Here is a 24,273-nt window from a genome sequence, read left to right on the forward strand (position 1 = left end):
TTACTCTTTTCTCCAAGCCGCATTCCTATTCAAAAGCTTAAGGCTTCGGTTCAATCGAACCCCCAAGCGCCCCTGATCGCTTCCGCCTCTTTCAGCATCCCGTCAATCAGTCCGGCCACCGTAGGAACATCGTGAATAATGCCGCTGACTTGGCCGGCCAAGCCGAATCCTTCTTCTTCCAGGCCATCATGAATCCAGCGTCTGTTAGCTTGACCGCTGACCAGGTTTCGGAGCGCATCATAATGGGGCGTTCTGCGTTCGATATCGAGAATGCGCTCGGCAAAAGCGTTGCGCAGTACCCGCGCCGGATAGCCGATAGAGGCTTTAATAACCACCGTGTCGGACTCCGAGCTTCTGACCAATGCCCGCTTATAGGATTCGGCTGCATCCACGCATTCCTGCGTCAGGATGAAACGGGTCCCCATCATAATCCCCTCCGCGCCGAGCGCATGGGCCGCCATCCATCCGCGTCCGTCGCCGATGCCGCCAGCGGCAATCACGGGAATCCCGACCGCATCGACTACGCTGGGTACCAACACCATGGTGCCGACGCCGTCACGTCCGAGATGTCCTCCGCCTTCGTTGCCAACCACGACGACTGCCGACGCGCCGCGCTGTTCGGCCTTCCGCGCTTGTCTGCCCGAGGAGACGAGCACGATAGACGTTATGCCCGTCGGCTCGAGCATATGCAGGATCTCGCTCGGATCTCCGCCCGAGATCGATACGACCGGGACCTTCTCCTCGACGATAATCTGCAATCGATCGCGGATGTCATGACCGTGCATGCCAAGTGCCAAATTAACTCCGAAGGGCTTGTCCGTCAACGCGCGCGCGCGATGAATCTCTTCGCGCAGCCTATCGGCGCGCGGAAGACTCATCGCCGTAATCTGACCCAGACCGCCCGCATTGGATACGGCCGCCGCCAGATCGGCATACCCCAGGTATGCAAGCCCGCCTTGAACGATGGGATATTCGATATGAAGCAGGTCAGTCAACCGCGTGCTCCAATTCATATGCTCCCCCGCCTCTCTTTCCAGTGAGCGAGAAATGCCGCAGGATCGTTCTCCGTCCAGACGCTGGACGGCTTCTGCCATCGCGTCGCTGCAGTACCGTTGATTCCGAATAGTTCGCCTGTCAGCTCCGGATCCGGCTGCTCCAAGAGCAGCTGAACGAAACGCGCGACATCATCCGTTCCGCCTACGTTCCAATAAGCCGGAAAGGGCTCCCGGCGGCGGGCATACTTGGCCTCAAGATGCGCAATCACGGGGCGGGTCATATCCGTTAAAGCAGCGGGCGCAATGGCATTGACTCGGATACGGCGATGCCGCAGTTCCTCGGCGAGCGTCCATGCCATGCCCAGTATGCCGGCTTTGGCGGCGCTGTAGTTCACTTGTCCGACAGAACCGTGCAGACCGGCCGTCGAGGTGACCAATAGGATATCGCCGCCTCGCTCGGGCATGTAGGGCAGCACCCGCCGAATGCAATAAAAGGCACCGTTCAAGTGAACGTCGATGACCGATTTCCATTCTTCGTCCGTCATGTCGATACATTTCCGATCCTGCAAGTTGCCCGCATTATGAATCAAAACCTCGATCGGACCATCGTTGTTGACGATGGCTTCGATCATGGCCGTAACCTGGGCGGAATCCGCAACGTCGGCGCAATAACCCGAAGCTTCCCCCCCATGCTGCCGAATTTCTTCGACGACGCGGTCAATGCCGCCGGGCTGCGTTCCGTTAACGGCGACCCGGTATCCATGACGCGCAAGCCGCATGGCGATGCTGCGTCCGATACCTCTGCTCGAACCGGTGACTAGTGCAACTTTCTTCACGATCCAGACCTCCTCCCAACCAGGAACGAACCTTTGGCGATGACTTCCCCATTCTCGCCGATAACGGTGACCCGAACCTCTTCCTGGCTGCACTCGAATTCCAACCGAACGCTCGTATCCGACAAGAGCGGGCTTAGAAATGTCATTTGCGTGGAACGGATCCAGCGTGCCGGATGTTTCCTCATGTACATCGCATGCGCGATTCCCATGATGTACATGCCATGCGCGATCGGACGCTCGAACCCGGCTCGCTTGGCGGCTTCCGGGTCGTGATGAATCGCAGCCGTATCGTTGGAAGCGGCCGCATAGTGACGAATCGCTTCCATGGTGATCGTCTTGTTCATGATCATGAGGGATCACCGACGGATAGCAACACCGTTTCTGCGGCCACGATCCGTTCACCGTTGCACATGCATACAAGCATATGCGTATACAAGGTCAACGCTCCGCGGCTGCCCGCTTTGTGTTCCAGGTTGGCAAGCTTCAATTCGCAATCAAGATGCGATTCCGCCATCAGCGGGGCATCGTAGGCGAATGATTGCCGGCCATGAATATAAGTGATCTCTTGATCGAGCCATGGAACATCCGCGATCTTCCAGAACGTAATCGGCATCGTTGGAGGAGCGATCAAGATTTCGTCCGCCTTCTGCAAAGGGGCTTCGATGCTCTGCGAATAAGCCATAATGGACGCCGTCGTAAGCCGATACCGAAAAACAAGGCGATTCATACGACTGCCTCGACCAAGGTTGCAAGTCCCATTCCGCCGCCGATTCCGAGCGCTGCAGCTCCGCGATGGTAAGGTTCCCGCAGCATCTCCGTGCATAGCCGCGTCATCAGGATAGCGCCGGATGCGCCATAGGGATGGCCTAAAGCGATCGCGCCTCCGCCGATATTGACCTTATCGGGCGAGAGGCGCAGCTCCTGCATGGACGCCAGAACCTGCGATGCAAAGGCTTCATTAAACTCCACGACGTCCAAATCGCTTACCGTCCATCGCTGACGGCTTAACAGGCTGCGGATGGCCGGAACGGGACCCAACCCTAGATAATGCGGATCTACTCCCGCCGCTCGCGCATCCACGAACCGCAGCACGGCCTGCAGGTTCAACTGCTTGCATTTCTCGCGAGACATGATGAGGACAAGCGCTGCTCCGTCATTGACGGGACAGGCATTGCCCGCCGTTACGGTGCCTCGTTCGAGAAAAACCGGCTGCAGCGCCTGCAATCGTTCGAGGCTGGTATCCGCTCTCGGGCATTCATCCTCGCTAACCCAGCTGCCGTCTTCCGTCTGAAGCGGTACGATTTCCCTGCGAAATCGTCCTGACGTCCGGGAACGGACCGCCTTGCGATGACTTTCCAACGCATATCGATCCTGGGCCTCCCTCGGGATGGCAAAGGACCGGGCCACGTTCTCCGCCGCTATCCCCATATCCGGATCCCCATAAGAAGCCGGCGTAAAATGGGCGCGCGCATACATCTCCGGGGTTCCCGTCAACGTCTTGGGCTTGAACATCTTCCATGGCGCGCGGCTGGCGCTCTCGACCCCGCCTGCCAGGTAGATCTCGCCAGCCCCGCTTTGAATAAGCCTGGCGGCCATATTAATGGCCTCCAATCCCGATCCGCATTGGCGGTCGACGGTTACGCCGGGTACGGTCACGGGAAGACCAGCTTCCAGCGCCGCGACGCGCGCGATATTCCCTCCGGGTCCTGCGGCATTTCCGATGATGACATCATCGATCATGTCATGCGGTACGCTCATTTCCGATACTATATGCCGAATTAGCGGGGCAAGCAGAGCCTCAGGCTCTAATTGGCTTAATGCTCCCCCGATCTTGCCGATGGGCGTGCGTCCAGCCATGACGATGACCGCGTCCGTCATGACATCACGCCTTTCAATGCTTGCTGCTGCATGGATTGCCGAGCGATTTTACCGCTGCTCGTATAGATGAATTCGTCCACGGCGATGCACGCTTTAGGGATTTTATAGCTAGGAAGCTCTTCCCTGCAATATTGCTTGACCTCTTCCATGGACAACGGCCGATCTCCGCGCCATTGAATCAGGGCCGTAACTTGCTCGCCCCAATGTTCGTGAGGCTTGCCGAATACCATTACTTCGCGAACGTTCGGAATCCGGCGCAGCACGGCCTCCACTTCCTCCGGAAAAACGTTCAAGCCGCCCGTTTTAATCCGATGCTGCGATCGTCCTGCCAGATATAGATAATCGTCGCGGTCGCGATACATATAATCGCCCGTCTTGAGCCAGCCGTCTCGAAATACGCGTTCCGACTCTTCCGGCAATCCATAATAGCCGCTGAATACCATCCCGCTCCGGACATAAAGCTCGCCGGTCGTACCCGTGGGCACTTCCTGGAAATCCTCGTCGCGAATCGAAATTTCCACGCCGTCAAAAGGTTTGCCAAGCGAGCCGGCTTTGCCTTCATGGGTTTGCGTCCATGTAACTGATGTAACTCGCTTCGGAAGAACCGTAATACTCGTACAGCTTCGCCCCGGCAAATGCCTGTCGGCATCTTTGCTTCGACGACGGGGACCACGTTCCGCCGGAACTGATCAACGCGTGAATGGATGCTCTTGCCGGATCGGACAGTTCCAGCAGCGAATCAATCATGGTCGGGACCACGAATAACGTCATGTTTCGTTTCATGGCGCACAGTTCTACTACTTCGGATGGAAGAAACGCCTGCAGTATATGAAACGTCGCACCGCCGTAGAGGGACTGCATCAGTGCAAATAAAGATAAGGAATGCACGAACGGCCCCGGGGCCAATACATGCTCCATCTGCTCCAGATGAAACGCCGCGCTTGTTGCCTCGAAGCTTCGCAGCCAGGAGTCATGCGATCGCATATACCCTTTCGGAATGCCCGTCGTTCCCGATGTAAAACCTATGAATAAGGTTGCGTGGGTTCGCTCCGAGAAAGCTTCGGTCGTTTCCGGCTCGTACGAGGCCAGCCACCGATCATAGCTTCCCGGCCGTTCATCGGAGAAGGTCAATCGTTGGATGCGACTTTGTTCTTCCGCTGTCGTTTCGTCAAAACCCCGTTCGCAAAACATCAGGCTTGGCCGGCTCTGTTCAATCACGTCGTTCGTTTCGCTTGGATTCCATTTTGGATCCAGCAGGACGGGTACGTACCCGGCATAGATCGCACCGAGAAAAACCTCCGCGAACTCGATTCGATTCCCGGATCGGATCGCGATCTTCGCTTGTTCAGGGCAGCTTTTCCGAAGCGCATGAGCGATTCGCATAATCCGCTGCATAAGCTGCGCATATGTAAGATGCCGCTCTCCATCGGAGATGGCGATTCGATCCGGCTCTCTCTGTGCATGGCGACGTATAGGCATTACCAAATTCATTTGCAGTCACACCTTAAGTAAGATTACTAGATCGCGGCTTTCAGGCTGCAATTGGCGTCCATATGGCATAGAAAGCCGCTAGCTAATGGTTTGAATTATAAGTCGATGCCTCTTAATTGTAAACCACAAAATAAATTATAGGTTAACATATACTTAGAATATCTGTCCCTAGGCAATAGATTCATGATGTAGCGATTGCTCTGAAGCGCTGCATGCACGTATGAATTCGACAATGGAAAAAGCCCGCAAAAACCGCGGGCTTCTAACAGGCTTGCGTAAATAATGGATCGCATTTTGCCATGTGCGTGTTCTTTAGATATAAGAACTAGCCTGCGACTTTTTCGACCCGCAGCCACATTTCCCCGTAGAATTCGCCGTTATCGACCGCTTTCACATAGGTGGCGTTGCCGGGGCCGACGTATTTGTAATCCGTGATCTCTTGCAGCAGGCCGCCGAACGCCTTGCCGGTGATTTCATCGGCGAGGCGGTCTTTGTCCGCGCTCGTTCCGGGCACGACGAGATAGTCGCCAGCGAGGAAATCGAGCACGTCCGCGCCTTCCGCGTCGAACTCGCCCATCACGCCGAAGCCGCGCCAAGCCTTGCCGCCGACGAGGTAATTGATCTGGTATTCCTGCCCGTCCGCGAGCGCGAGCAGTTCGGCCAGCTTGTTGTTTGCCGTGATTTCGGCTTTCTTCGCCGCGGTCTTGGCAGCGTTGCCCGCCCAATCGTTATAGTCTTCCAGCGTCACGCCGAAACCGGTCATTTTGTAGTTTTCCGAAACGGTCTTTATCGCGTAATTCGTCATTTTATTCGCTCCTTTGAGTTGGTTTCTACAAGATTGATCCTACTCTCGGAATGTATCAAAAAATGAACCTTTTATTTTCTTCTTCGCGCTTTATGCTGCTTTTTTGGTACAATACAAGCATGAAAAAAACAGAACGAGTGAACCTGATCATGCGCTTCATCAATAACCGCGCGCATTTTACGATTGCCGAAATCCAGCGGGAGTTTAAGATATCCCGCGCAACGGCGATTCGCGACATTAACGAGATCCAGGCGATGGGATTCCCGCTGACGACCGAGCTTGGGCGCGGGGGCGGCTATAATGTCCTGCAAAATCAGTATCTGCCCTCCGTCCGCTTCACGCCGGAAGAGCTCAAGGCGATTTTTATCAGCTTCATCGCCTCGAAGAATTCGCAGCTGCCGTACCTGCATAATCGCCGGTCCATTACCGAGAAACTTATCGGCATCGCGTCGCAAGCCCAGCAAGACGAGCTGATCGAGCTGAACCGTATCTTGCTTTTCGAGAATACCAATCCTTCCAATCCGAATCTATTGGAGCTCGACGACGCGGCGCCCCAGGAGCTGAACCAGCTGATCTCGCTTGCCGTGCGGGATAAGCACCTTCGATTGACTTATGAGCTGAGTCCCGGTTGGCCGCTGCTGATGGATGTTTATTTGCTCCATATCTTTAACTCGAACGCGCAGTGGCTGGCCGAGGTTTATGATCTCGATACGAATGGATTTCGTTATTTGCCTGTCGTGATGCTCCGGGATTCGGCGATTTCCGAACGGGAGTTGAAATGGTCGGAGCAAGAGATTTTAAGCCGAAAACGGCTTTTTGCACGCGAGTCCAATCTGATCGTGAAGCTCGATGCGACCGGGATTCAGCGGTTTAAGCGCATGCATCCCCCGGGAATTATATTGTCGTTCACCGGCATGTTTCAATCGAGCGGGATTTTCAATGTTCAACTGGATGTGACCGACGCTGATTCGTTGGCTTATTATGCGGACTGGCTGTTGTTTCTGGGGAAAGGCGTCGCGTTCGAACGGATCCCCGACGAGCTGCGCGTCATTTTGGAAGATCGTTTAGGGACGCCGCCGGCCTTTTAACGAAAAAACTTAACTCAACTAATTGCCGGCACCTGTCGAATACATCATGACTGTGTAATCACCTCGATCATACGGAGGAGTCAGAGGTGCGGGGACGGCACCGGGTGTGTGGCGAGAAATGGGCTCGCTGCCCTTGCGACAATGGCCTATAAGCGGAATATCTTAGGAGTGAGTCATTCCAAGACAGTCGCGAGGAGAATTAACATGACATTCTACCCTCGCCGGGACAGCGTCCGGCAGCAAGATTCCGATCCTCTTCCGAGAGGACCCGTCAATGTATTCGCAAGGTTTATTGGCCCGAATCCCATCACGTCGGCGAATCCCGTTTCGCGGTATCCTTCCATACATCCAAGCGCTTTTCTCGGTCCGTTCACCAGTGTCATCGGCGATGTGCGTATCTCGGACCAAGTGTTCGTTGCGCCAACCTCAACGCTTCGGGCCGATGAAGGAACGCCATTCTTTATCGGCTCGAGAACCAATATTCAGGATGGCGTGATTCTGCACGGATTGGCGAATCGATCTATTCAGGTGGCCAACAAGCCTTATTCGATTTTTATAGGCAACAGAGTCTCCATTGCTCACGGGGCCATCGTTCACGGTCCTTGCCTCGTTGAAGACGATGCATTCATCGGCTTCAAGGCTATTCTCTTCAACGCATATGTCGGCCGTGGCTCCTATATTTCGAACGATGCGATCTTGACCAACGGAGTACGGCTGGCGCCGAACCGTTTCGTCCCGCCGGGCGCGCATATCGATACCCAGGTCAAGGCTGATTCGCTCGCCGCCGTTCCCAAGGATGCGGAGGAGTTAGCCGAACAGGTCATCCGGGTTTACTCGGAATTCCCTCCCTCCTACGACGCCATGTTCGGCACTCGCCGCTGCTCCTGCGGAATAGCATACAACCATACGAAATTATGAGGATATACGAATGGCCGGAAAACTCCACGCAGGAAGTTTCCGGCCATTCGTTTGCGCGAATTTCAACGTTTGATCGACATGCGCTTACCTGGAACGCGACCTTGCGGAAGCAGCGAAAGCGATTATTTTTGACCAGGGCGCTCCGTCCGATAAAACATTCTGCTCTGCCAGCTGCCGATGCGATCCAGCGTAAGGATGATCTCGCCATTCCCCTGACGGTAGTCGCGATCCGCCAGCAGCCGGCTGCTGCCATCGGCCATCAGCTCATAGACGCGCCCGCCGTCCGCCGCTGCACGCAGTTTGACCTCGATCGCGCCAGTTTCGTCGAACGATCCGTTCAATAACAGGACGAGCCATCCGCTGCCATCCTCCGCTCCTTTGAAGAACGGCACCACCTTGCAGCAGCGGTCGATGATTACGGGCAGACGTCCGCCGCTCAGCCAATCCGAGATCCGCAGCAATTGCGCTCTCTTGGCCGCGGAGTGAATATGCTGCCAAGGCATATAGCCTTGAACGGCAACCCGGCCGCCCAGCGTATTCTCGTAGACCGACGAGACCGGACCCAGATCCACGTTCGTGAAGCTGATCAGCCGGCTAAGTACGCGCACTTCATCGTGAAGCGCCCGCAAAGCATAGCACGCGCCTTTCGACATCGATTGGCGCGCATCTCTCTCCTCGCCTTGATCGCCGCCGTTCAGCGGATCGTCCGTGAACCGCTCCAGCACGCCGTTGTCATATACACGGTCAACCGCAACTCCGCAATAAGCCCCCAAGCCACGATCGGTTAAGATCTCCAAGGCGCGGCCGTCCAGCAATACGCCGCCGCTTAACATCGCGATCAGCTCTTCGGTCGAGTAGGCCTCCGGCATGTTCCCCGAGAGGATGACGCCGCAGGCGGAATCCGGATGCATCGCGAGCGGAATGCCGATCTCGCTTAGCACATAAGCCTTAGGGGAATTGTCCACCGCGATGCTGTCGAACCAGTTGCCGTTCTCTACGTTTCGCTTGGCTTCATACGCGGCAGGCAAAGCCGGATAAAGCCCAGCGGTTCTATAGCTGCCGGCAATGCGCTCCATCTCGGCCCATAACGGTCTGCTCGCCTGAATGCCCTGCAGCAGCTCGCGATAGTCCTCCAGCGAACCCTTCTCGCCCTTCAGCGCATCGAATGCCACGCCGTTCGAACCGGCCATGATCGCCGCCGTGCATTCCAAGAGCGTAATATGGACGGATTTGGCCAATCGCTGGAACGGGAAATTCTCCAGTTCGTACTGGATATCCCGCACGGAGTCCGGGTAAAGTCCGATCTGGCGATTGGTCTCGTGAATCTTGCGCACGAACCCGAACGGCTTGCCGTCCTCGAAGAAGCCGCCGCCCGGCCGGGCTTTCACGGCCTTCAACGCCTGGAACCATCTCTTGTAATCGGCGCCGGTATACGTAGATATGCTGAGACTTACCGTCATCAGGCCCAGTTCGATGGAGGCGTCCACGCCGTGTACGGCTTCCGCGATGTGCGCAAGCAAGCGTTCGATCGTCTCGATGTTCTGCTGGACCCATCGCTCCCGGTGGATTCCGCCTTCGCTTGCATTCAGCTCGTTCACCAGCTGTTCTCTCGTGAAGTCGGATGCGTGATTTCGATTATAGATATCTAAACATGCCGGACAGAAGCAAGCATAGTCGACGCCCAGCGCGAACATCCGCACGTCGTCGTCTACCCAGATGAAATCCGGTTTCGTCCGCGCGGCAAGCCTATACTTGTCGGCTATGTAGGCGCGAAATTCGTCGGAGTTCGGACAGAAGCTGCTCGTGGACTCCGCCCCGTCCGGCCCCACCGCTCCTTGATAGGGTAATGCGGGAAACCAGTCCCAGCCTTCGGGAAAATGGCCCAGCGTGGCAAGCATATTCACGCCGACATTTCGGAAGCCGGCCGCGCGCAAGCGCTCGATCCGATTGTCGATGATGGCGCATCTGGCGCTGAATTCATCTAACGGGTAATAACCGTAATGCCAATACTCCGTAAATATCGCGAGCTCGTCGATACTGTCCTTATATGCCGTCAGGAATGACAGGAGCTGTTGAAATTGCTCCTCCTCCTCGTACCGATTCACGACTATCCGAAACGAAAGCTTTAACTCGCCGGATCTATCCATCGCTTGCATCTCCCTCCGATGTCAAACATGATAACCTGATTGTTTCAAAAGCCCGAATCCGCGCTCCTGTATCATTGCGAGAGTGGTACCAGCTTGCCCTCGCCCGGTTCCAACCGAATCGTCACGCGTCTATTGTCCGCGAAGACGATGACCGACTCGGCCGGGAGCGTGTATTCGCGATTGACCACGAATAACGAATGGGGCCGGCCGCCGCTGGAGAAGCACCCCGCAATGGCCGGATCGCCTTCCAGGGCGGCAACGGGGCCGAACGAATCGCAAACTTCTTCAACGCCCGCCAGCGGTTCCCCGGATACGAGCAGCCCCACGGATTCCAGCGACTGCAAGACCGGACCTATTGAAGCCGCTTCGCGATTGACGGTTTGAACGTTCCGGTAGGTTAAAGTCTTGGAACCGTCCTTCCGGATCAGCGCTTCTCCGTAGGTCTCTCCGTTGGCAGGTTCCGGCGTCCAATAGGTAAAGTATTGAATGCCCTTCGCGCCGAACGCGAGACTCACATTGACCTGCCAACGAATCTCCGCTTCGTTCGGTTCCCGATACGTGCCGTTGAACGTAATCGCTTGAATAAACAGCCAGAACGGCACGCGGCGCGAGCGACAGGCTTTGTGGATCGTCCACAAATTCGCGTAATACGTCGCCTTCACCGAACCGTCCATCCTTAAGGGATAGTAATCGTACGATAATATCTTCGGCTGAAACGTATCCAGGAACCGTTCCACATGTTCCGCGTACGTCTCCGTTCCCAATTGCTTCGCGGATGCATAATCAGGCAGCAGATTCACGTAGGCCAGTCCGTCCGGGACGAGCGTGTCGTAGGTTCGGGCGAGCGCTGCCAAGCGGTCGAATTGGTCGGCGCTGGGCTCGTCGTAGAACAAGTGCCCCATATAGGCGGGATGCGAGGAAAACCGGGACAACAGCGGCTCCATGGCCGGTGCTTGGTCCGCATCCAAATTCTTCACGAGCGGGTCGCTGACGATATAGGTCAGCCCGTTCTCGAGCGAGCAGTCCAAAGCATGGATCACGGCTTCCTCGCCGTGTTCGAGTTCCCTGAATCCGATCACGAAAGTAAACCCGGCATCGCGAATATCCTTGTAGCTCTCGATGGAAACCGCATGAGCCGGGGGCGGTACCCATAGACCGATCGGAAACGGCCTCAAGCCGGCGGCTGTCGAATCGTTCATTTCTTGATTCCTCCAGTCGTCGATATCCCTTCATTCAACAGCGTTTGCAAAATCGGCGTCAGTCCGTCCGCGATTCTCATAAAGCCGAGATCGGTAGGATGAACGCCGTCCACCGTGCATTCGTTCCACAGTTCTCCGGTCAACTCGGCTCCGTCGCAGAAAGCGATGAAGCGATCGCCTTGGCCGCGAAGCTGCTCTACCAGGTCTCTCTGATAATTCCGTCTCGCGATTCTGTCTTCCCGGGACGTCGTCAGTAGATGCTCGTATCCGTAAGGAATCCGCGACAGGACGAGGATCGGAACCTCGGCATGCCGGCTTCGCAAGATGCGCAGAAATTCGGGCATCGTGCGAATCAGATTATCGATCGTCGGGTTGTTGGCGTCATAATCGATGACGATGCAGCCCGGATCGTCGATCTCGCTCATGAACCTTGCGATCTCGGGATCGCCCTGACCGTTGCCGGAGAAGCCCAGATTGATGAATTCCCTGTCAAACCTGCGGCTCAGAATGTTCGCGTACGACATGCCCGGCCGCGACGCGCAGCCTCCCTGCGTAATCGAGGTTCCGTACAGCACGACTTTGCGGTCCGACGCATAAGCCGGATATTCGGCCAGGCCTGCCCCCGGATTCACCCCGATCCGGACTTCGTGAACGCCTTGAAACAACGGGAAGTTTAACGTTACGCAGCGCATCTCCGCTTCCCGTCCTTCGAAGAATACGTACTCGTACTGATCGGCATCGTGGGGAAATCTCGTCGTTCCGTAATACCGCTGCTCCCCGGGCGCTCCCACATAACAATCGAATCCGTTCACGGCCGTCGCGGGAATATGTTCCGCGGTATTCGGCGCGAACAGCTTGACCCGAATGGCGAGCTTCGTCGCGTTCGTTCGGAAACGGATCTGACCTCCGGACGTGTTGTCCGCCAAATCATTCAATATGTCGCGTATAGCGCCGGGAGCCGTGACCGGCAGCCGGCGATACTTGCGTTCCTTTGCCCACCAAGCGAAGCCTGCAATCCGAAAAGGAGGTTCATCGGGCGAGAGCCACTTCAGCTCGTCTTCGGTAACGGATCGTTCCATCGTTCGCGCATCCTCCATTCGTTATTTCGACGCTCCGAGCCGAGTCCGAAAATGGTAGTCGCCGGACCCGACTTGAAAGACGCGTCTGTCTCCGACGATCCCAAGATCGATGATGGACGCTCCGGTTCCCGCCCGATCGTTCGCCCCGTCCGGTATCGGTCGTCCGCTTTCGTACACGGGCTCGCCGTCCGCATGCGGAATATGAATGTCCGCCTTCGTATTCGGCGGGATCGTCACCTGAATGTCCGCGGCGCCGCCCTCGATCGACCAGCGATTCCGGATCGTCCCGTAACTGCTTTCGTAGCGGCAATCCACGAACGCGAGCTTGTCGTTCATGAAGGGACGAATCTGAATATGCTTATACCCGGGGGTATCGGATCGCCTGTCGATGCCTCCCATGTAACGAAACATCCATTCCCCTACGGCGCCGAGCGCGTAATGGTTGAACGAGTTCATGCCCGGATTCTGGAAGCCTTTCTCCTCGGTCCAGCCGTCCCATCTTTCCCAGATCGTCGTCGCTCCGTTCCGAACGGAATACAGCCAGGAAGGATACGTATCCTGCAGCAGCAGGCGGTATGCGGCATCCTCATAGCCCACTTCGCATAGAACGGGCAGCAAATATTTGATGCCATGGATGCCCGTCGTAATATGCCAGCCGCGCTGCTCGATATCCGCGGCCAGATGGGAAGCGGCTTTCCGTCTCGTATCCTGCGGGAGCAAATCCATAAACAACGCCATCGCGTAACCCGTCTGCGTCTCGCCCGCGATTCGTCCGTCCTCGGTCACGAAGGCTTCGTTGAATCGGGAACGAATGCGATCGAATAACGCGGCGTACGAAGCAGCTTGCTCCGCTCTCCCGACCGCCTCCGACATCTCCGCCATGAGCTTGGCGCAGTAGGCAAAGTAAGCGGTCGCGAACACGTCCATCGGCGTATTCGCGTTAAGCGACAGCCAGTCGCCGTAATACTGGGTATCCGTGCGGAGCAGGCTCGGGTTCATCTGGACCAGATACGCCATCCAGGCGGCCATGGCGTCATAATGCTCTTCGATGATCCGACGATCTTCGTAGACGCCGTACATCGTCCAAGGGATGATAACGCCCGCGTCGGCCCAGCCCGCGGAAGCGACGAACGTGCTCCAATCCGAGAAGCCTTTGAGAAACGGCGCCGTGTCCGTGAAAGCGCCCGTCTTCCGCTGCGCATCCGCGATATCGGTCATATACTTCGCGAAAAACCCGGCCGCGTCCATGTTATACGTTGCAGTGCGGGAGAAGATCTGGGCATCGCCTGTCCACCCCATCCGCTCGTCCCGCTGCGGACAATCCGTCGGGACGCTGATAAAGTTCGCGCGCTGCGTCCATTGGATATTGCTGAACAATCGATTGACGCCCGCATCGGACGTGACGAGCCTGCCCGTCGGCTTCATCGCGTTGTGGATGACGCGTCCCGTGACCTGAAGAACGTTCACATCCGCGGACGCGGTAATCTCCACGTATCGGAAGCCGTGAAACGTAAACCGAGGCTCGTAGATTTCTTCGCCTTCGCCTTTGAGGATATAGGTATCCGTTTGTTTCGCCGTGCGCAAGTTATCGGTGTAGATCGACCCGTCCGGGTTCAAAACTTCTGCATAGCGCAGCGTGACCGCCGAGCCCCGGTCGCCCATCAATCGGATGCGCGCCCAGCCGACCATATTCTGACCGATATCGACGAGCCGCGTTCCAGGCGCAAGCTTCTGCTCGGCTATCTGTTCCATGACTTCCATGACCCGGATCGGCGGGCTGATCTGCGCCTGGATCCAGCCTTTGAAACCGCCGAACGCATGCGGGCTGCGCCAGGCCGAATCGTCGAAGCCCGCTTCGTTCCAACCGCGGTGCTCCAACCTCGCGTCGTAGCTCTCGCCCATGAGAAAATCCGAGAACAGGATCGGTCCCTTGCTCTCTTTCCACGATGCATCCGAGACGATCGTCTCCTCCGTCCCGTCTTCGTAACGGACGTACAGCTGCAGCATGAATCGAAGCGCCTCGCCGTACAGGTTCTTCCCGTACCAAGCGATGTGACCGCTGTACCATCCTTCCCCGAGAATGGTCCCTACGGCATTCGGGCCTTCCCGCAGCAAGGAGGTGACATCATACGTCCTGTAATGAACTCTCGTATGATAATCGGTCCATTCCGGAGCAAAATAGTCTTCGCCGACACGGCTCCCGTTGAGGCTGATCTCGATCGCGCCGAATGCGGTCGCATAGATCGTCGCCTCCCGAATCGGCTTGCCGATCGCGAAGGACTTACGGAAGAAACCGGCTTCCCGGTTTCCTTCAACGGGTTTGAACGGTTCGCCGATCCACTCCGCCTTCCAGTCGTCCCGGCTCAGAAGTCCCATGGACCATTCGGCCGTTTCGCTCCATACGGACGGATTCCCTTCCGTATCCCATACGCGGACTTTCCAATAATAGCGCTCGTTCGACCGAAGAGGCGCCCCGCCGTACGGAACGAACACCGATTGCTCCGACTCCACTTTGCCCGAATCCCATACGTTCCCGGTTTCATCCAGGAGCTGCCGTATATCCGTGGAGACGAGGATGCGGTAAGCGGATTGGAGAAAACCTCTGGCCTTGGTTTCGATCATCCAACTCAATCTTGGTCGGGTCGAGTCGATGCCGAGCGGGTTGTACAAGTATTCCGTCTTGAGATTCGTCGGGATGATGCTGTGCATGCAATCGCCTCCAATGGGATCGATGAACGGATTGTAATAATCATGGGTCTTGTATCAGTTTCAATATGGCGCTGCTGAGCACGGCATCGAACGGTCCCCAATTCTGGTCGACAAGCCCATAAGGATGGTTCACCATGTTGCCTTTAAGCTCCGTTAGGAAATACTTCCCGAACCTGTGAAGATGGCTGAAATACGCGTAAGCGCCGACGAAAGCCATTCCGTATTCGGCGGCCAGGCGCCGATACAGCTCATGATACTTCCGGAAGCTGCTCGAGGAACCGTATCTGGAGAAGAGCGGATTGGCGCCGTTATTCGTTAGGAGGATGCAGGGGATGCCGGCATCTTGGATCCGCTGCAGAATCGAACGCGCAGCCCGTTCGGTTTCTTCCGGATCGCCATGACAGACATCGTTGATGAAATATTCCATGATGATCAAGTCGGGCGCGGCGCTTAACACTTCGGGTTGGAAGCGATGCCTGCCGTGACGCATCTCTTCTCCTCCGTACGCGATGACCGAAGTCGAGATCGCGGTTTGCGGGTAAGCTTGCCTGAGTCCGCGCACGACTTGAGCGGGCCATAATCCGGACCGCGCGTTGCTCGCGCCGAAGAACGCGATGCGTACGGGTTTTCCTGCAGCAGCCTTGCTCCTGAAACGATCCAGATGAGCGCGCTGCTCCAAGGGGATAAAGGCCAGCGGATCGCTTCCGTTAAGCGCCTGTCTTCGATCGAAGATCATTTCCGGATAAGCCGTAACGCGGTATTCGCCGGACAAGTCCCAATTTGCGCCCGTTTCCGATTCCATTTGCGAAAAATCCAGCTCCAGCCCCCAGCTGACCGGGTAACGGTAAGCGGATTGCAGCAGCAATGGCAGCTTCCGATCGAGCGGCAGCGGCTGCTCCTCCGTCCATCGCAAATTAGCCGTCGTTAAGAATGCATCCGTGCCGTAATCTTCTCCGGTAGCACCGATTCGGTAGAGATACTGTTCCCGGGGATCGCTATTCGCGGCTGAAACTTCGACCACATAGGTGCGTTCTGCCATGTCCTCGTACCGCCCCGACAGGACCGGCCGCGAATTCGTCGACCGCGCGGATGGCGAGCCGCTCGCCGCGATCACGCTTCCTCCGCCATGGATACGGGTTTGTCCCCAACCCGTGAAGATATGGGCCAGAACGAAGCCCGAATGAACCGCCGGCGGCTCGGGCAGCAGCAGCTCGCGGGACTCCGGCGCTTCGCTTGCGCCTTCGACGACTCGTATCGTTCCGTCCTCGAGCAGAACGACGGCATCGTATCGGCACAGCCAGACGTCGTAATCGATGGAGAGCTCCTGACCCGCGCCGATCTCCCCCTGCGGATGACGCTTGATAGTCCCCCAATAGCTGTCTTCCGCGTAATCTACTTCCGGTATGTATTGCTTCGCCCGATCCTTCGAATAGACCTGCAGCGAACCCGGAACCATGCGTTGATACGGCGCCCCGGCCGAGCCTCGAAGATTCTCGCCGTTCCATCCGCTGGGCGAAGCGGTCCCTTCGCCTTGGATGTGATAGATTTGCTTGGTATACCGCCTTTGCCCTGCTTCGCGAATTCGAATCGAGACCGCTTGCGCAAGCTCGATGGACCGTTTGCCCATCTCTATGCTCCCCGGCTCGACGATGACGTTCATGGAAGCCGGCTCCGTGGGTACGACCGCAAGGCCTGAACAGGTTATGCGCATGGAAAAGTCCTCCCGCTAATCGAAGTAAAAAGGGACCGCCGAAGGCCGTCCCCTTATACTGAATCGCTCGCTAACGTCCGTTTTTATTCCAAATTGTTGTCTTTGGCGAACTTTTTGGCATCATCGATGAGCTGGTGGAATTCGGCATACGCTTTGTCCACGCCCATCGCGATGAAATCGTCCACCGCTTTGTTCTTCGCGGCGTCGAAAGCCGCGTCGTCCTTGGCCATGATATACTTCGCCACGTTCGCCAAGAAATACTGATCCGCCTTAACCATCACTTGTTGATTAGGCTCGGACATCTGCTTGACGAACGCCGTGAACGCGAAGTATTTGGAATCCGTGACGGCCTTGCCGTCCTTAACCAACTTGTCATAGACTTGCCCCGGGTACAGCTCCGCGCCGTTTTGCTGGGCTAATTCCTTCTCGGCCTTCGTAATGGTAGCCGGATTGATGACAAGCTTGAGATCGAGCGGATATCCGTCTTCCGCCGTCCAGGCTTCATGCAGATTCGATAATTTGTTCAGCGTGGTCACGCCTACGCTTTTCACGTAATCGTTATATCCGGCATCGGAAGGATTCGCCATCTTGCCGATCAATTGCGGCTTGCCGTCGACGACATCCCAATCTACGCCTTTCACGCCGGTAAACAGCAATCTTCCGCCTTCGTCGCCGCTGAGGTAGTTGAACAATTCCATCGTGCGTTCTGGATATTTATTGGCTTTGGTAATGGCGCGGGCCGGCCCCAATAGATTTCCGCCGGGAGCGTCTTTGGCATACAGCGCCATATAGCCGGGGAACGGTCCAGGCAGCTGCTGCAATTCCGCATTGTCGTTGCCGGTATTCGCGATGAGATCATTGCCGCCCGTCCAGAAGCTGGCCGCCGAGTTGAAGACTTGACCGTTGTTCAGCTTGGCGATGTACTGGTCGATTTTCTGCGTGAAGCCTTCCGGATCGAATAATCCCATGCGGTACGCTTTATTGAAGAACTTGATCCCGTTCCAGAATACGCCATCCTTGTCGATATAATTGTCTACGACCTCTCCGGTGGTAGCGCTGATGGACGTATCTGCCGTCCAGTTGTTATACCCCATGGAGAACGGATAGGAGATGATGTAAGGGAATGGATCCGCTGCCCATGCCGAGAACGCATAGGTTTTCTTGCCGTCTTTCGTTTTCGGGAACTTATCCTGCATTTCTTTGTTGACTTTCAAGAAGTCGTCTTCATTGCTCATCGCCGGAGCGCCGATCGCTTTATACAGATCCCATCTCGTATAGAATCCGGCCAGCGCGGTTAACAACGGCGTAGGCGTACTTGCGGCCTTATTCACCCGAACCGGCAAGAAATAGACTTTGCCCGTATTGTTGCTTGCCGTCGCTTTCATGATATCCAGCGCTTGCGGCGTGTTCTTCGTAATGTTCGAACCGTATTTCGCGATCAAATCATCGAGCGGAATGACCTGGCCGCCTTGAATCAAGGAGTCGACCAGCGCGCTCACCGATCCGCCGGTCGTAATCACGTCGGGCAAGTCGCCGCCGGCGATCAGCGTTTTCTCTTTGACGTCGTCGCCCGTGATGAAATCAAGCGTGATGCCGAATTTTTTCTGAATTTCTTTCGCGATGCTCGTGTTCCAAACGCCCTTGTTATCATCTGTTCCGCCAATGAATACTTTCAGCGTGATCGGATCTCTGGGAAGCTCGGAACCGTCCGGCGCGGCCGAATCGTCCGGCGTATCGGTCGTCGCCGCCCCGCCGTTGCCTGCATTTCCCCCGTTTGCGTTCGTTGCGGCATCGTTCTTATTGGTATTCGTATTGCTATTGCTTGAGCAAGCGCTTAGCAAGATGAGCGTCGTGACAAGAACGATCGCAAGCAGATACTTTCTCTTCTTCATCGAATAGCCTCCCTGGAATTATCGGTTCATGGCTGTATCTATTGATAAATGGTTCTCTAGAAAAACCATCATATCCGCATTCAAGGTCCGTATTAACCTTTTACAGCGCCAAGCATGATGCCCTTGATAAAATTCTTTTGGAGGAACGGGTAGACAAGGACGATCGGAAGCACCGAGATAACGGTGATGCTCATCTTGATCGTTTCCGGCGAGAGATGGAGCTGCCTGCCCGAACCGGCATTGGCCAGCATGGCCGATATATCCTGCGTCAAGCTCTGGGCTTCGTTCAGATAGCCGAACAAGATGACTTGAATCGTCTGCAGGTTGGGATTCTCGACCAGCAAGTAGTTATCGAGCCACGAATTCCAGCAGCCTACCGAGGCGTATACGGCAACCGTAGCGACGATCGGTTTGGACAGCGGGAAGATAATGCGATTGAAGACGGTCATGAACCCGGCTCCGTCGATCTGAGCCGACTCTTCCAGCGAGGCGGGCAGCTGCTCGATATACGTCTTGATCAGGATGATATAGAAGGCGTTGATGATGCCCGGCAGGACGTAGAGCAGGAAGGAATTGCGCAAGCCGTATGTTTTCATCGTGATATACCACGGAATCAACCCCGAGTTCAGATACATCGACGAAATGACGATGCGGTACATGAGTTTGCGGAACGGCATCACGTGTTTGGTGAAGAGATAAGCGAGCATCGACGAGAAATAGACGCATAATACGGTGAAAATCACGGTCTTCTCGACCGATACCAGGAAAGCATGCGGGATCGTGTTCAGACTGAAGATTTTGATATACGCGTCGACGTTGAATTTGCCCGGCCAGAGGTAGATGCCCTTCTGCGCCAATCTCGGTTCGCTGATCGAATAGATGAATACGTAATAGAACGGATAGATGCAGATAAAGGAGAACAAGGCCATAATCGCATAGTTCAAGACGTCGAAAGTTCGTTCGGCCAGCGAACGCCGTTGTTTGCTTATCACAGGATCGACTCCCCTTTCGTTTTCTTGGAGAGATAGTTGACGGCGAACAAGAGACCGATGCCCAGAAGAGACTTGACCATGCCCAGCACGGTGGCGTACGAATAATCGCTGACTCCCCAACCGACTTTATAGATGTAGTAGTCGAGCACATCCAATTTATCAGCGACCAGCGGATTATAGAAAACGAAGAATTGATCGAGGCCGTTGTTCAGCAAATTGCTGATTTGCAGCAGCAGGAGGACGAATAAGGTCGGACCCAGTCCCGGAATCGTGATGTGGCGCATCAAGCCGAATTTGTCGGCACCGTCGATGCGGGCCGCTTCGTACTGCTCGCTGTCGATTCCCGCGATCGCGGCCATATAAATGATCATCGTCCAGCCGATCGTCTTCCACGCATACAGACCCGCCTGGAAAAACCAAGCCGCGCCGTTGTTGCCCATGATGCCGATCACGGGCACGTCGATATGCAAGTTTCGCAGCAGCGTGTAATAGAGTCCTTCATTGGAGAAGATCGCGAACGATAAGGCGAATACGACGATCCAGCTTATGAAATTGGGGAGCGTCGTCACCGTCTGAATGAAACGCTTGAACTTGTTATGCTTGATTTCGTTGATCATAACCGCCGCGAACATCGGCAAGGGCGTGATCAGGATCATGAGGAAACTCATTGCGAGGGTGTTCTTAAGAACCCGGAATATTTCGCTTCGTTCATGAAAGATCTTCACGAAGTTATCGAAACCCACGAACTTCAACTGCGAGAAACTGAGTGCCGGATTATAGTTATAAAAGGAATAGATCCAACCGAACAGCGGCACGAAATAGAAAGCGATCACATAAATCATGAAGGGCATGGCGACTAAGAAATAGGTCCATCCGATTTTGTTCCTTTTAGATAGCATCGTTGATTCTCCTTACCTGACGTTAGTAGGTCTTATAGATTCATTATAGGAGGAGAATTATCGTATAAAAATGGACTTTCTAGTCAAATACACAACAAACCGAATGCCCGAAATAGGCTTCGCGCCATCCTTCCGAATTAGTTGCACTTTCTTTACGTTTTTTGCACTTTCGGCAGCTTGAATTTCAATTCGGTCCCTTCTTGCGGCTTGCTGTGGATCTTAATGCCGTAATGGTCGCCGAAGTGAAGCTGGATTCTGCGGTTCGTATTGTACAAGCCGATCCCCTTCTTCTCCTGCGATTGTTCGTTATTGCCGCGCATGAGCGAATCTCTCTCCTCCTGCAGCTTCGCTTCGGACATGCCTTCGCCGTTATCGGAGATGCTCCAGACGATTTGGTTTTTCTCTTCCGTGGCCGTAATTTTAACCGTTCCGCCGGTTCGGTTCTTCAAGCCGTGCGTGATCGCGTTTTCGACCAGGGGCTGCAGGAGGAAACGCAGAATCGGATAGTCCAAGACTTCGGGGGAAATCTGATAGTCGAGCTTAACCCCGCCCGCCATTCGGTTATTCATGATTTTGATATAGTTTTCGATATACTCGATTTCTTCCCGGATCGTGCAGAGCATGCCTTGCTTGAACATCGGCTGCAAGTAATCCCCGAGCGTCGTGATGCTCTCCACGATGTTGTCCGCCTTGACCATGATGGCCATCCATTTGATCGTATTTAGCGAATTATAGAAGAAATGAGGGTTGATCTGCGACTGCAGCGCTCCGATCTCGATCGTCCGTTTCTCTTCCTGAATGGTTTCCTTCTGTTCGATCAATTCCTGGATGTTCTTGGACATCTTATTGAATTGGTCGATGAGAATACCGAGTTCGTTCTTCAAATCCAGATCCAGCGTGAGTCCCAGATTGCCTTGTCCCATTCTTCTCACGACGGTGGTCAAGCTGTTGAGCGGCTTCGTTACTCTGCGGATCCAGTACCTCGATAATATGGCCGCCGTTGCCAGGCTGAAGATGAACATCGTCACGACGATGAGCCGGAGCGTCAAAATGTCTTTGGTGAATATGCTGACGGGAATCTCGTGAACGAGCAGCCAGCCCAAACTGTTGATATGGTACGACATGATTTGCTTGCCGTTCCGTTCTTCGCTGGCAAACAGATCCGTTGCGCCCGAGGCCGGATTGGTTTGCCGGGGAACTGCTCCTGCTTGGCCGATCTTCGCTTCTTCGCCGTGGGAGACGATCATGCCCGTGTCATCGACCAGATACAGGGCGTTATTCCGTTTATCGTTGGCATGATTGTAGATATCGTTGAAATACTTCATATCGATATTGAGGACAAGCGTAGCCGAGTGGTTGTTGGAGAAAAAACTGCGCGCGGCGGTAATATAGTGGGTTGGTTTGCCGACCTTGCCGGTAGGCGGCTTTTCGTCCGAGATATTGAAATCCTGATCGGTAAATCCGCCGAACCAGACAAGCGTCTGCGCCGCCGACTTCACCTTTTCGAAGATTCGGGTTTGATAGAAATCATTCACTTTGCTGGACGAATCGAATAAGATATCGTTTCTTTGCGCGGTCGACCGGATCATAAAGCCGTTATCCCCGAAGTAACTGATCGATTCGATGAATTTATTCGCCGAAAGCGTTTCCGCGAAATATTGGAACGCCGCCATAACCTGCACGACGCTGTTCATCTCGGTCATGCTCTTGAAATAGATCAAGCTTTCCAGTTCCGCCTTGAGAAAGAGCTGTCTGGAAACCTGATCCACCTCGTTCACGAACACCGACAGATTATAATCGTTTTGCTTGAATTGCTGTTGATTCGTGACTTTCGCATTGTTCTTCAAGACGTTCAGGATGCCGAAGTACGCAACCAGCGAGCTGAGCGTAAAGATGAGCAGGAAGATGACCAGGAACGAGACGACCAATTGATGCGCCAAGGAATGGCGATTGGACTTATTGAAGACTCTCATCATCGGCTTCGTCCTCTCTTTCCTCTCTGCCGTCCACGAACCAATGCTTCCTGAATTCATTCGGCCTCATCCCGGTCAGCTTCTTGAATATGCGGCTGAAATAACTGTCATCCATATAGCCGGTCTTCTCCGCGATTTCATAGGATTTCAGGTGCGTATTCACTAACAGGTCCTTTGCCATGTCGATCCGATAATGATTTAAATATTCGATGAAGCTGGTTTGCAGATGCTTCTTGAACAGCTTGCTTAAGTAACTGGGGTTCATGTTCACTTGATCCGCGAGCTGCTGCAGGGAAATGTCTTGATCGTAATGGGTTTGAATATACTTGATCGCCTCGGCGATTTCTTTGCTGATCGCTCGTTTCTTCTTATGATAATTTTGAACGTCAAGCAGATACTGCGTGAAAATCGCGACGTTCTCGTCCAAAGTCGCGCTCTCGTGAATCCGGCCCGCATAGTCGAGCGCAAGGCTGGAGATGTCGTTGGCGTAAATATTAAGGTTAACGGTCGGCCAGTGAATCCAGCGAATCATCATCACCTGGATCGCCTGCTTGGAGATGCCCTCGAGCTTTCCGAGCGACAGGATGCCGGCTTCGATTTCTTTAAAGTACTTCTCGTTGAACGGCTCCAATTCGCGGTACATCTTATCGAGCTTCAATTCCGCGTTTTTCCAAACGCGGTCCGTTTTGGTCAAGTCCGAGCGGATATATTTCTCGTGCCCGAGAACGAATCTTAGCTCCAGCGCGCGGAGGCACTCGTCGTACATATGCTTGATGGCGGAGTAGCCGTTGTCGATCGAACTGATCCCGAACGTGACGGAGGCGTTCAGATAGGATTTAATGACGCTGCCGATATGCGACAGGATATCCTGCAGCTGCTGATAGATATTCGACTCGCTGACGATATCCTGGAAACTGAACGCCAAAATATATTTCTCGTCCCGCTCGTAGATGACCTCTCCCCGGTTGTAGCCGGCCAGCAGCTCGCTCACCATGTTCAGAATGCTGAATCGGATCAGATTCCCGTGATTGTCCTTGAATTTGTTTTCCATCTGCTTGAAGTTATCGATGGCCATCACGCAGAGAATCAGCCGCTCCGGGTGAAGGCGGAAGCCGAGGTTTTTCGCGATGGCGGCGAATTCCGCATCCGAATACCGCCCGTAGGACATATAATCTTTCATGGCGTTTTCCTTGAGCGTGATGACGTTCAGCAGGTCATGCTGCGGTTCAGCCGATGACCGCACGCTCTTCGATTGCAATTCCGTCTGTACTTTCTGCAGCACCGACACCATCTCGTCGATGGACATCTTGAATTTGAGTATATAATCGGTGACGCCGAACCGCATGGCCTTATGAGCCCAATCGAACTCTTCGTAAGCCGTCAGGATGATAATCTTGGTCTGCGCGTCGTTCTCCCTGACGCGGGAGATCAGCTCCATGCCGTCCATGTTCGGCATACGGATATCGGTCAAGATCAGGTCGGGCTTGGCTTGCTGGTAGAAATCCCACGCTGCCTGCCCATTGGAGAAATCCGCTACGACCTCCATGCCAATTTTCGCCCATTCGATCGAGTTTTTCAGGCCGATTCGCACCAGCATTTCGTCTTCTACGATGATGACCTTGATCATGACGCGCACCTCGTTTCGCAATCTTGCGTTCCCT

Annotated in this window: 19 protein-coding genes and 1 pseudogene; 2 read left to right on the forward strand and 18 right to left on the reverse strand. The window is 54.9% G+C overall.

The annotated features are described in order from the left end of the window. Nucleotides 1-50: 50 nt before the first annotated feature. The 8 genes and pseudogenes from GT003_RS15295 to GT003_RS15325 form a co-directional block, all read right to left on the reverse strand. A complete protein-coding gene (locus GT003_RS15295; RefSeq protein ID WP_161699247.1) occupies nt 51-1,013 on the reverse strand; it encodes an NAD(P)H-dependent flavin oxidoreductase in 963 nt (320 codons plus the stop codon). Then, nucleotides 1,010-1,831, reverse strand: a complete 822-nt coding sequence (locus GT003_RS15300) for an SDR family NAD(P)-dependent oxidoreductase (protein ID WP_161699249.1) — start codon at nt 1,829-1,831, stop codon at nt 1,010-1,012. The genes GT003_RS15295 and GT003_RS15300 overlap by 4 nt, the downstream gene beginning before the upstream one ends. Beyond that, nucleotides 1,828-2,181, reverse strand: coding sequence for a MaoC family dehydratase (locus tag GT003_RS15305; protein WP_239565884.1), 354 nt, complete (start codon nt 2,179-2,181; stop codon nt 1,828-1,830). Before GT003_RS15305 ends, GT003_RS15300 begins: the two co-directional genes overlap by 4 nt. Then, complete coding sequence (locus tag GT003_RS15310; protein WP_161699251.1) at nt 2,178-2,558, reverse strand: FAS1-like dehydratase domain-containing protein; 381 nt, start codon at nt 2,556-2,558, stop codon at nt 2,178-2,180. The genes GT003_RS15305 and GT003_RS15310 overlap by 4 nt, the downstream gene beginning before the upstream one ends. Continuing rightward, nucleotides 2,555-3,709, reverse strand: coding sequence for a thiolase family protein (locus GT003_RS15315; protein ID WP_161699253.1), 1,155 nt, complete (start codon nt 3,707-3,709; stop codon nt 2,555-2,557). The genes GT003_RS15310 and GT003_RS15315 overlap by 4 nt, the downstream gene beginning before the upstream one ends. Further along, nucleotides 3,706-4,152: a class I adenylate-forming enzyme family protein gene (locus GT003_RS33025; protein WP_338045949.1), complete on the reverse strand. Its 447-nt coding sequence runs from the start codon at nt 4,150-4,152 to the stop codon at nt 3,706-3,708. Before GT003_RS33025 ends, GT003_RS15315 begins: the two co-directional genes overlap by 4 nt. A 39-nt stretch (nt 4,153-4,191) precedes the next feature. Continuing rightward, a pseudogene (locus GT003_RS15320) lies at nt 4,192-5,200 on the reverse strand (AMP-binding protein); the annotation flags it as partial. A gap of 325 nt (nt 5,201-5,525) precedes the next feature. Further along, on the reverse strand, nt 5,526-6,005 hold the full coding sequence (locus GT003_RS15325; RefSeq protein WP_161699255.1) for a hypothetical protein: 480 nt from the start codon (nt 6,003-6,005) through the stop codon (nt 5,526-5,528). A 119-nt stretch (nt 6,006-6,124) separates the two neighbouring features. On the opposite strand from GT003_RS15325, the gene GT003_RS15330 reads away from it, so the two are divergent. Both GT003_RS15330 and GT003_RS15335 read left to right on the forward strand, forming a co-directional pair. Continuing rightward, nucleotides 6,125-7,093 (forward strand): helix-turn-helix transcriptional regulator, encoded by a 969-nt coding sequence (locus tag GT003_RS15330; protein ID WP_239565885.1) that lies wholly within the window; start codon nt 6,125-6,127, stop codon nt 7,091-7,093. A 204-nt stretch (nt 7,094-7,297) separates the two neighbouring features. Further along, nucleotides 7,298-8,011 (forward strand): LbetaH domain-containing protein, encoded by a 714-nt coding sequence (locus GT003_RS15335; RefSeq protein ID WP_161699257.1) that lies wholly within the window; start codon nt 7,298-7,300, stop codon nt 8,009-8,011. A gap of 122 nt (nt 8,012-8,133) precedes the next feature. On the opposite strand, the gene GT003_RS15340 is transcribed toward GT003_RS15335, so the two are convergent. The 10 genes from GT003_RS15340 to GT003_RS15385 all read right to left on the reverse strand — a co-directional run bounded on the left by GT003_RS15340 (nt 8,134) and on the right by GT003_RS15385 (nt 24,239). Further along, entirely contained in the window at nt 8,134-10,158 is a 2,025-nt protein-coding gene (locus tag GT003_RS15340) for a hypothetical protein (protein ID WP_161699259.1), read from the reverse strand. Nucleotides 10,159-10,229: 71 nt separating this feature from the next. After that, nucleotides 10,230-11,357 (reverse strand): beta-galactosidase, encoded by a 1,128-nt coding sequence (locus tag GT003_RS15345; RefSeq protein WP_161699261.1) that lies wholly within the window; start codon nt 11,355-11,357, stop codon nt 10,230-10,232. Next, nucleotides 11,354-12,436 carry an SGNH/GDSL hydrolase family protein gene (locus GT003_RS15350; RefSeq protein ID WP_161699263.1) on the reverse strand — a complete coding sequence of 361 codons (1,083 nt, stop codon included), beginning with the start codon at nt 12,434-12,436 and terminating at the stop codon, nt 11,354-11,356. Before GT003_RS15350 ends, GT003_RS15345 begins: the two co-directional genes overlap by 4 nt. A 21-nt stretch (nt 12,437-12,457) precedes the next feature. Beyond that, nucleotides 12,458-15,145, reverse strand: coding sequence for an alpha-L-rhamnosidase (locus GT003_RS15355; protein ID WP_161699265.1), 2,688 nt, complete (start codon nt 15,143-15,145; stop codon nt 12,458-12,460). A gap of 40 nt (nt 15,146-15,185) precedes the next feature. Further along, the gene (locus GT003_RS15360; protein WP_161699267.1) at nt 15,186-16,856 is read right to left on the reverse strand and encodes an SGNH/GDSL hydrolase family protein; all 1,671 of its coding nucleotides are present in this window, start codon (nt 16,854-16,856) and stop codon (nt 15,186-15,188) included. 83 nt (nt 16,857-16,939) lie between these two features. After that, complete coding sequence (locus GT003_RS15365; protein ID WP_161699269.1) at nt 16,940-18,748, reverse strand: type 2 periplasmic-binding domain-containing protein; 1,809 nt, start codon at nt 18,746-18,748, stop codon at nt 16,940-16,942. 92 nt (nt 18,749-18,840) lie between these two features. Next, nucleotides 18,841-19,740 carry an ABC transporter permease subunit gene (locus GT003_RS15370; protein WP_204798917.1) on the reverse strand — a complete coding sequence of 300 codons (900 nt, stop codon included), beginning with the start codon at nt 19,738-19,740 and terminating at the stop codon, nt 18,841-18,843. Then, nucleotides 19,737-20,639 (reverse strand): ABC transporter permease subunit, encoded by a 903-nt coding sequence (locus GT003_RS15375; RefSeq protein WP_161699271.1) that lies wholly within the window; start codon nt 20,637-20,639, stop codon nt 19,737-19,739. Before GT003_RS15375 ends, GT003_RS15370 begins: the two co-directional genes overlap by 4 nt. 152 nt (nt 20,640-20,791) lie before the next feature. Next, complete coding sequence (locus GT003_RS15380; RefSeq protein ID WP_161699273.1) at nt 20,792-22,615, reverse strand: cache domain-containing sensor histidine kinase; 1,824 nt, start codon at nt 22,613-22,615, stop codon at nt 20,792-20,794. Further along, complete coding sequence (locus tag GT003_RS15385) at nt 22,596-24,239, reverse strand: response regulator (RefSeq protein ID WP_161699275.1); 1,644 nt, start codon at nt 24,237-24,239, stop codon at nt 22,596-22,598. The genes GT003_RS15380 and GT003_RS15385 overlap by 20 nt, the downstream gene beginning before the upstream one ends. Between the last annotated feature and the right edge of the window lie 34 nt (nt 24,240-24,273).

It is taken from the genome of Paenibacillus sacheonensis, from assembly GCF_009909195.1.
GTDB lineage: Bacteria > Bacillota > Bacilli > Paenibacillales > Paenibacillaceae > Paenibacillus_Z > Paenibacillus_Z sacheonensis.

Coding starts and splice junctions, on each gene's coding strand:
- GT003_RS15295 (WP_161699247.1), bottom strand. CDS start 1,013: ATGAATTGGAGCACGCGGTTGACTGACCTGCTTCATATCGAATATCCC.
- GT003_RS15305 (WP_239565884.1), bottom strand. CDS start 2,181: ATGATCATGAACAAGACGATCACCATGGAAGCGATTCGTCACTATGCG.
- GT003_RS15310 (WP_161699251.1), bottom strand. CDS start 2,558: ATGAATCGCCTTGTTTTTCGGTATCGGCTTACGACGGCGTCCATTATG.
- GT003_RS15315 (WP_161699253.1), bottom strand. CDS start 3,709: ATGACGGACGCGGTCATCGTCATGGCTGGACGCACGCCCATCGGCAAG.
- GT003_RS33025 (WP_338045949.1), bottom strand. CDS start 4,152: ATGGTATTCAGCGGCTATTATGGATTGCCGGAAGAGTCGGAACGCGTA.
- GT003_RS15325 (WP_161699255.1), bottom strand. CDS start 6,005: ATGACGAATTACGCGATAAAGACCGTTTCGGAAAACTACAAAATGACC.
- GT003_RS15330 (WP_239565885.1), top strand. CDS start 6,125: ATGAAAAAAACAGAACGAGTGAACCTGATCATGCGCTTCATCAATAAC.
- GT003_RS15335 (WP_161699257.1), top strand. CDS start 7,298: ATGACATTCTACCCTCGCCGGGACAGCGTCCGGCAGCAAGATTCCGAT.
- GT003_RS15340 (WP_161699259.1), bottom strand. CDS start 10,158: ATGGATAGATCCGGCGAGTTAAAGCTTTCGTTTCGGATAGTCGTGAAT.
- GT003_RS15345 (WP_161699261.1), bottom strand. CDS start 11,357: ATGAACGATTCGACAGCCGCCGGCTTGAGGCCGTTTCCGATCGGTCTA.
- GT003_RS15350 (WP_161699263.1), bottom strand. CDS start 12,436: ATGGAACGATCCGTTACCGAAGACGAGCTGAAGTGGCTCTCGCCCGAT.
- GT003_RS15355 (WP_161699265.1), bottom strand. CDS start 15,145: ATGCACAGCATCATCCCGACGAATCTCAAGACGGAATACTTGTACAAC.
- GT003_RS15360 (WP_161699267.1), bottom strand. CDS start 16,856: ATGCGCATAACCTGTTCAGGCCTTGCGGTCGTACCCACGGAGCCGGCT.
- GT003_RS15365 (WP_161699269.1), bottom strand. CDS start 18,748: ATGAAGAAGAGAAAGTATCTGCTTGCGATCGTTCTTGTCACGACGCTC.
- GT003_RS15375 (WP_161699271.1), bottom strand. CDS start 20,639: ATGCTATCTAAAAGGAACAAAATCGGATGGACCTATTTCTTAGTCGCC.
- GT003_RS15380 (WP_161699273.1), bottom strand. CDS start 22,615: ATGATGAGAGTCTTCAATAAGTCCAATCGCCATTCCTTGGCGCATCAA.
- GT003_RS15385 (WP_161699275.1), bottom strand. CDS start 24,239: ATGATCAAGGTCATCATCGTAGAAGACGAAATGCTGGTGCGAATCGGC.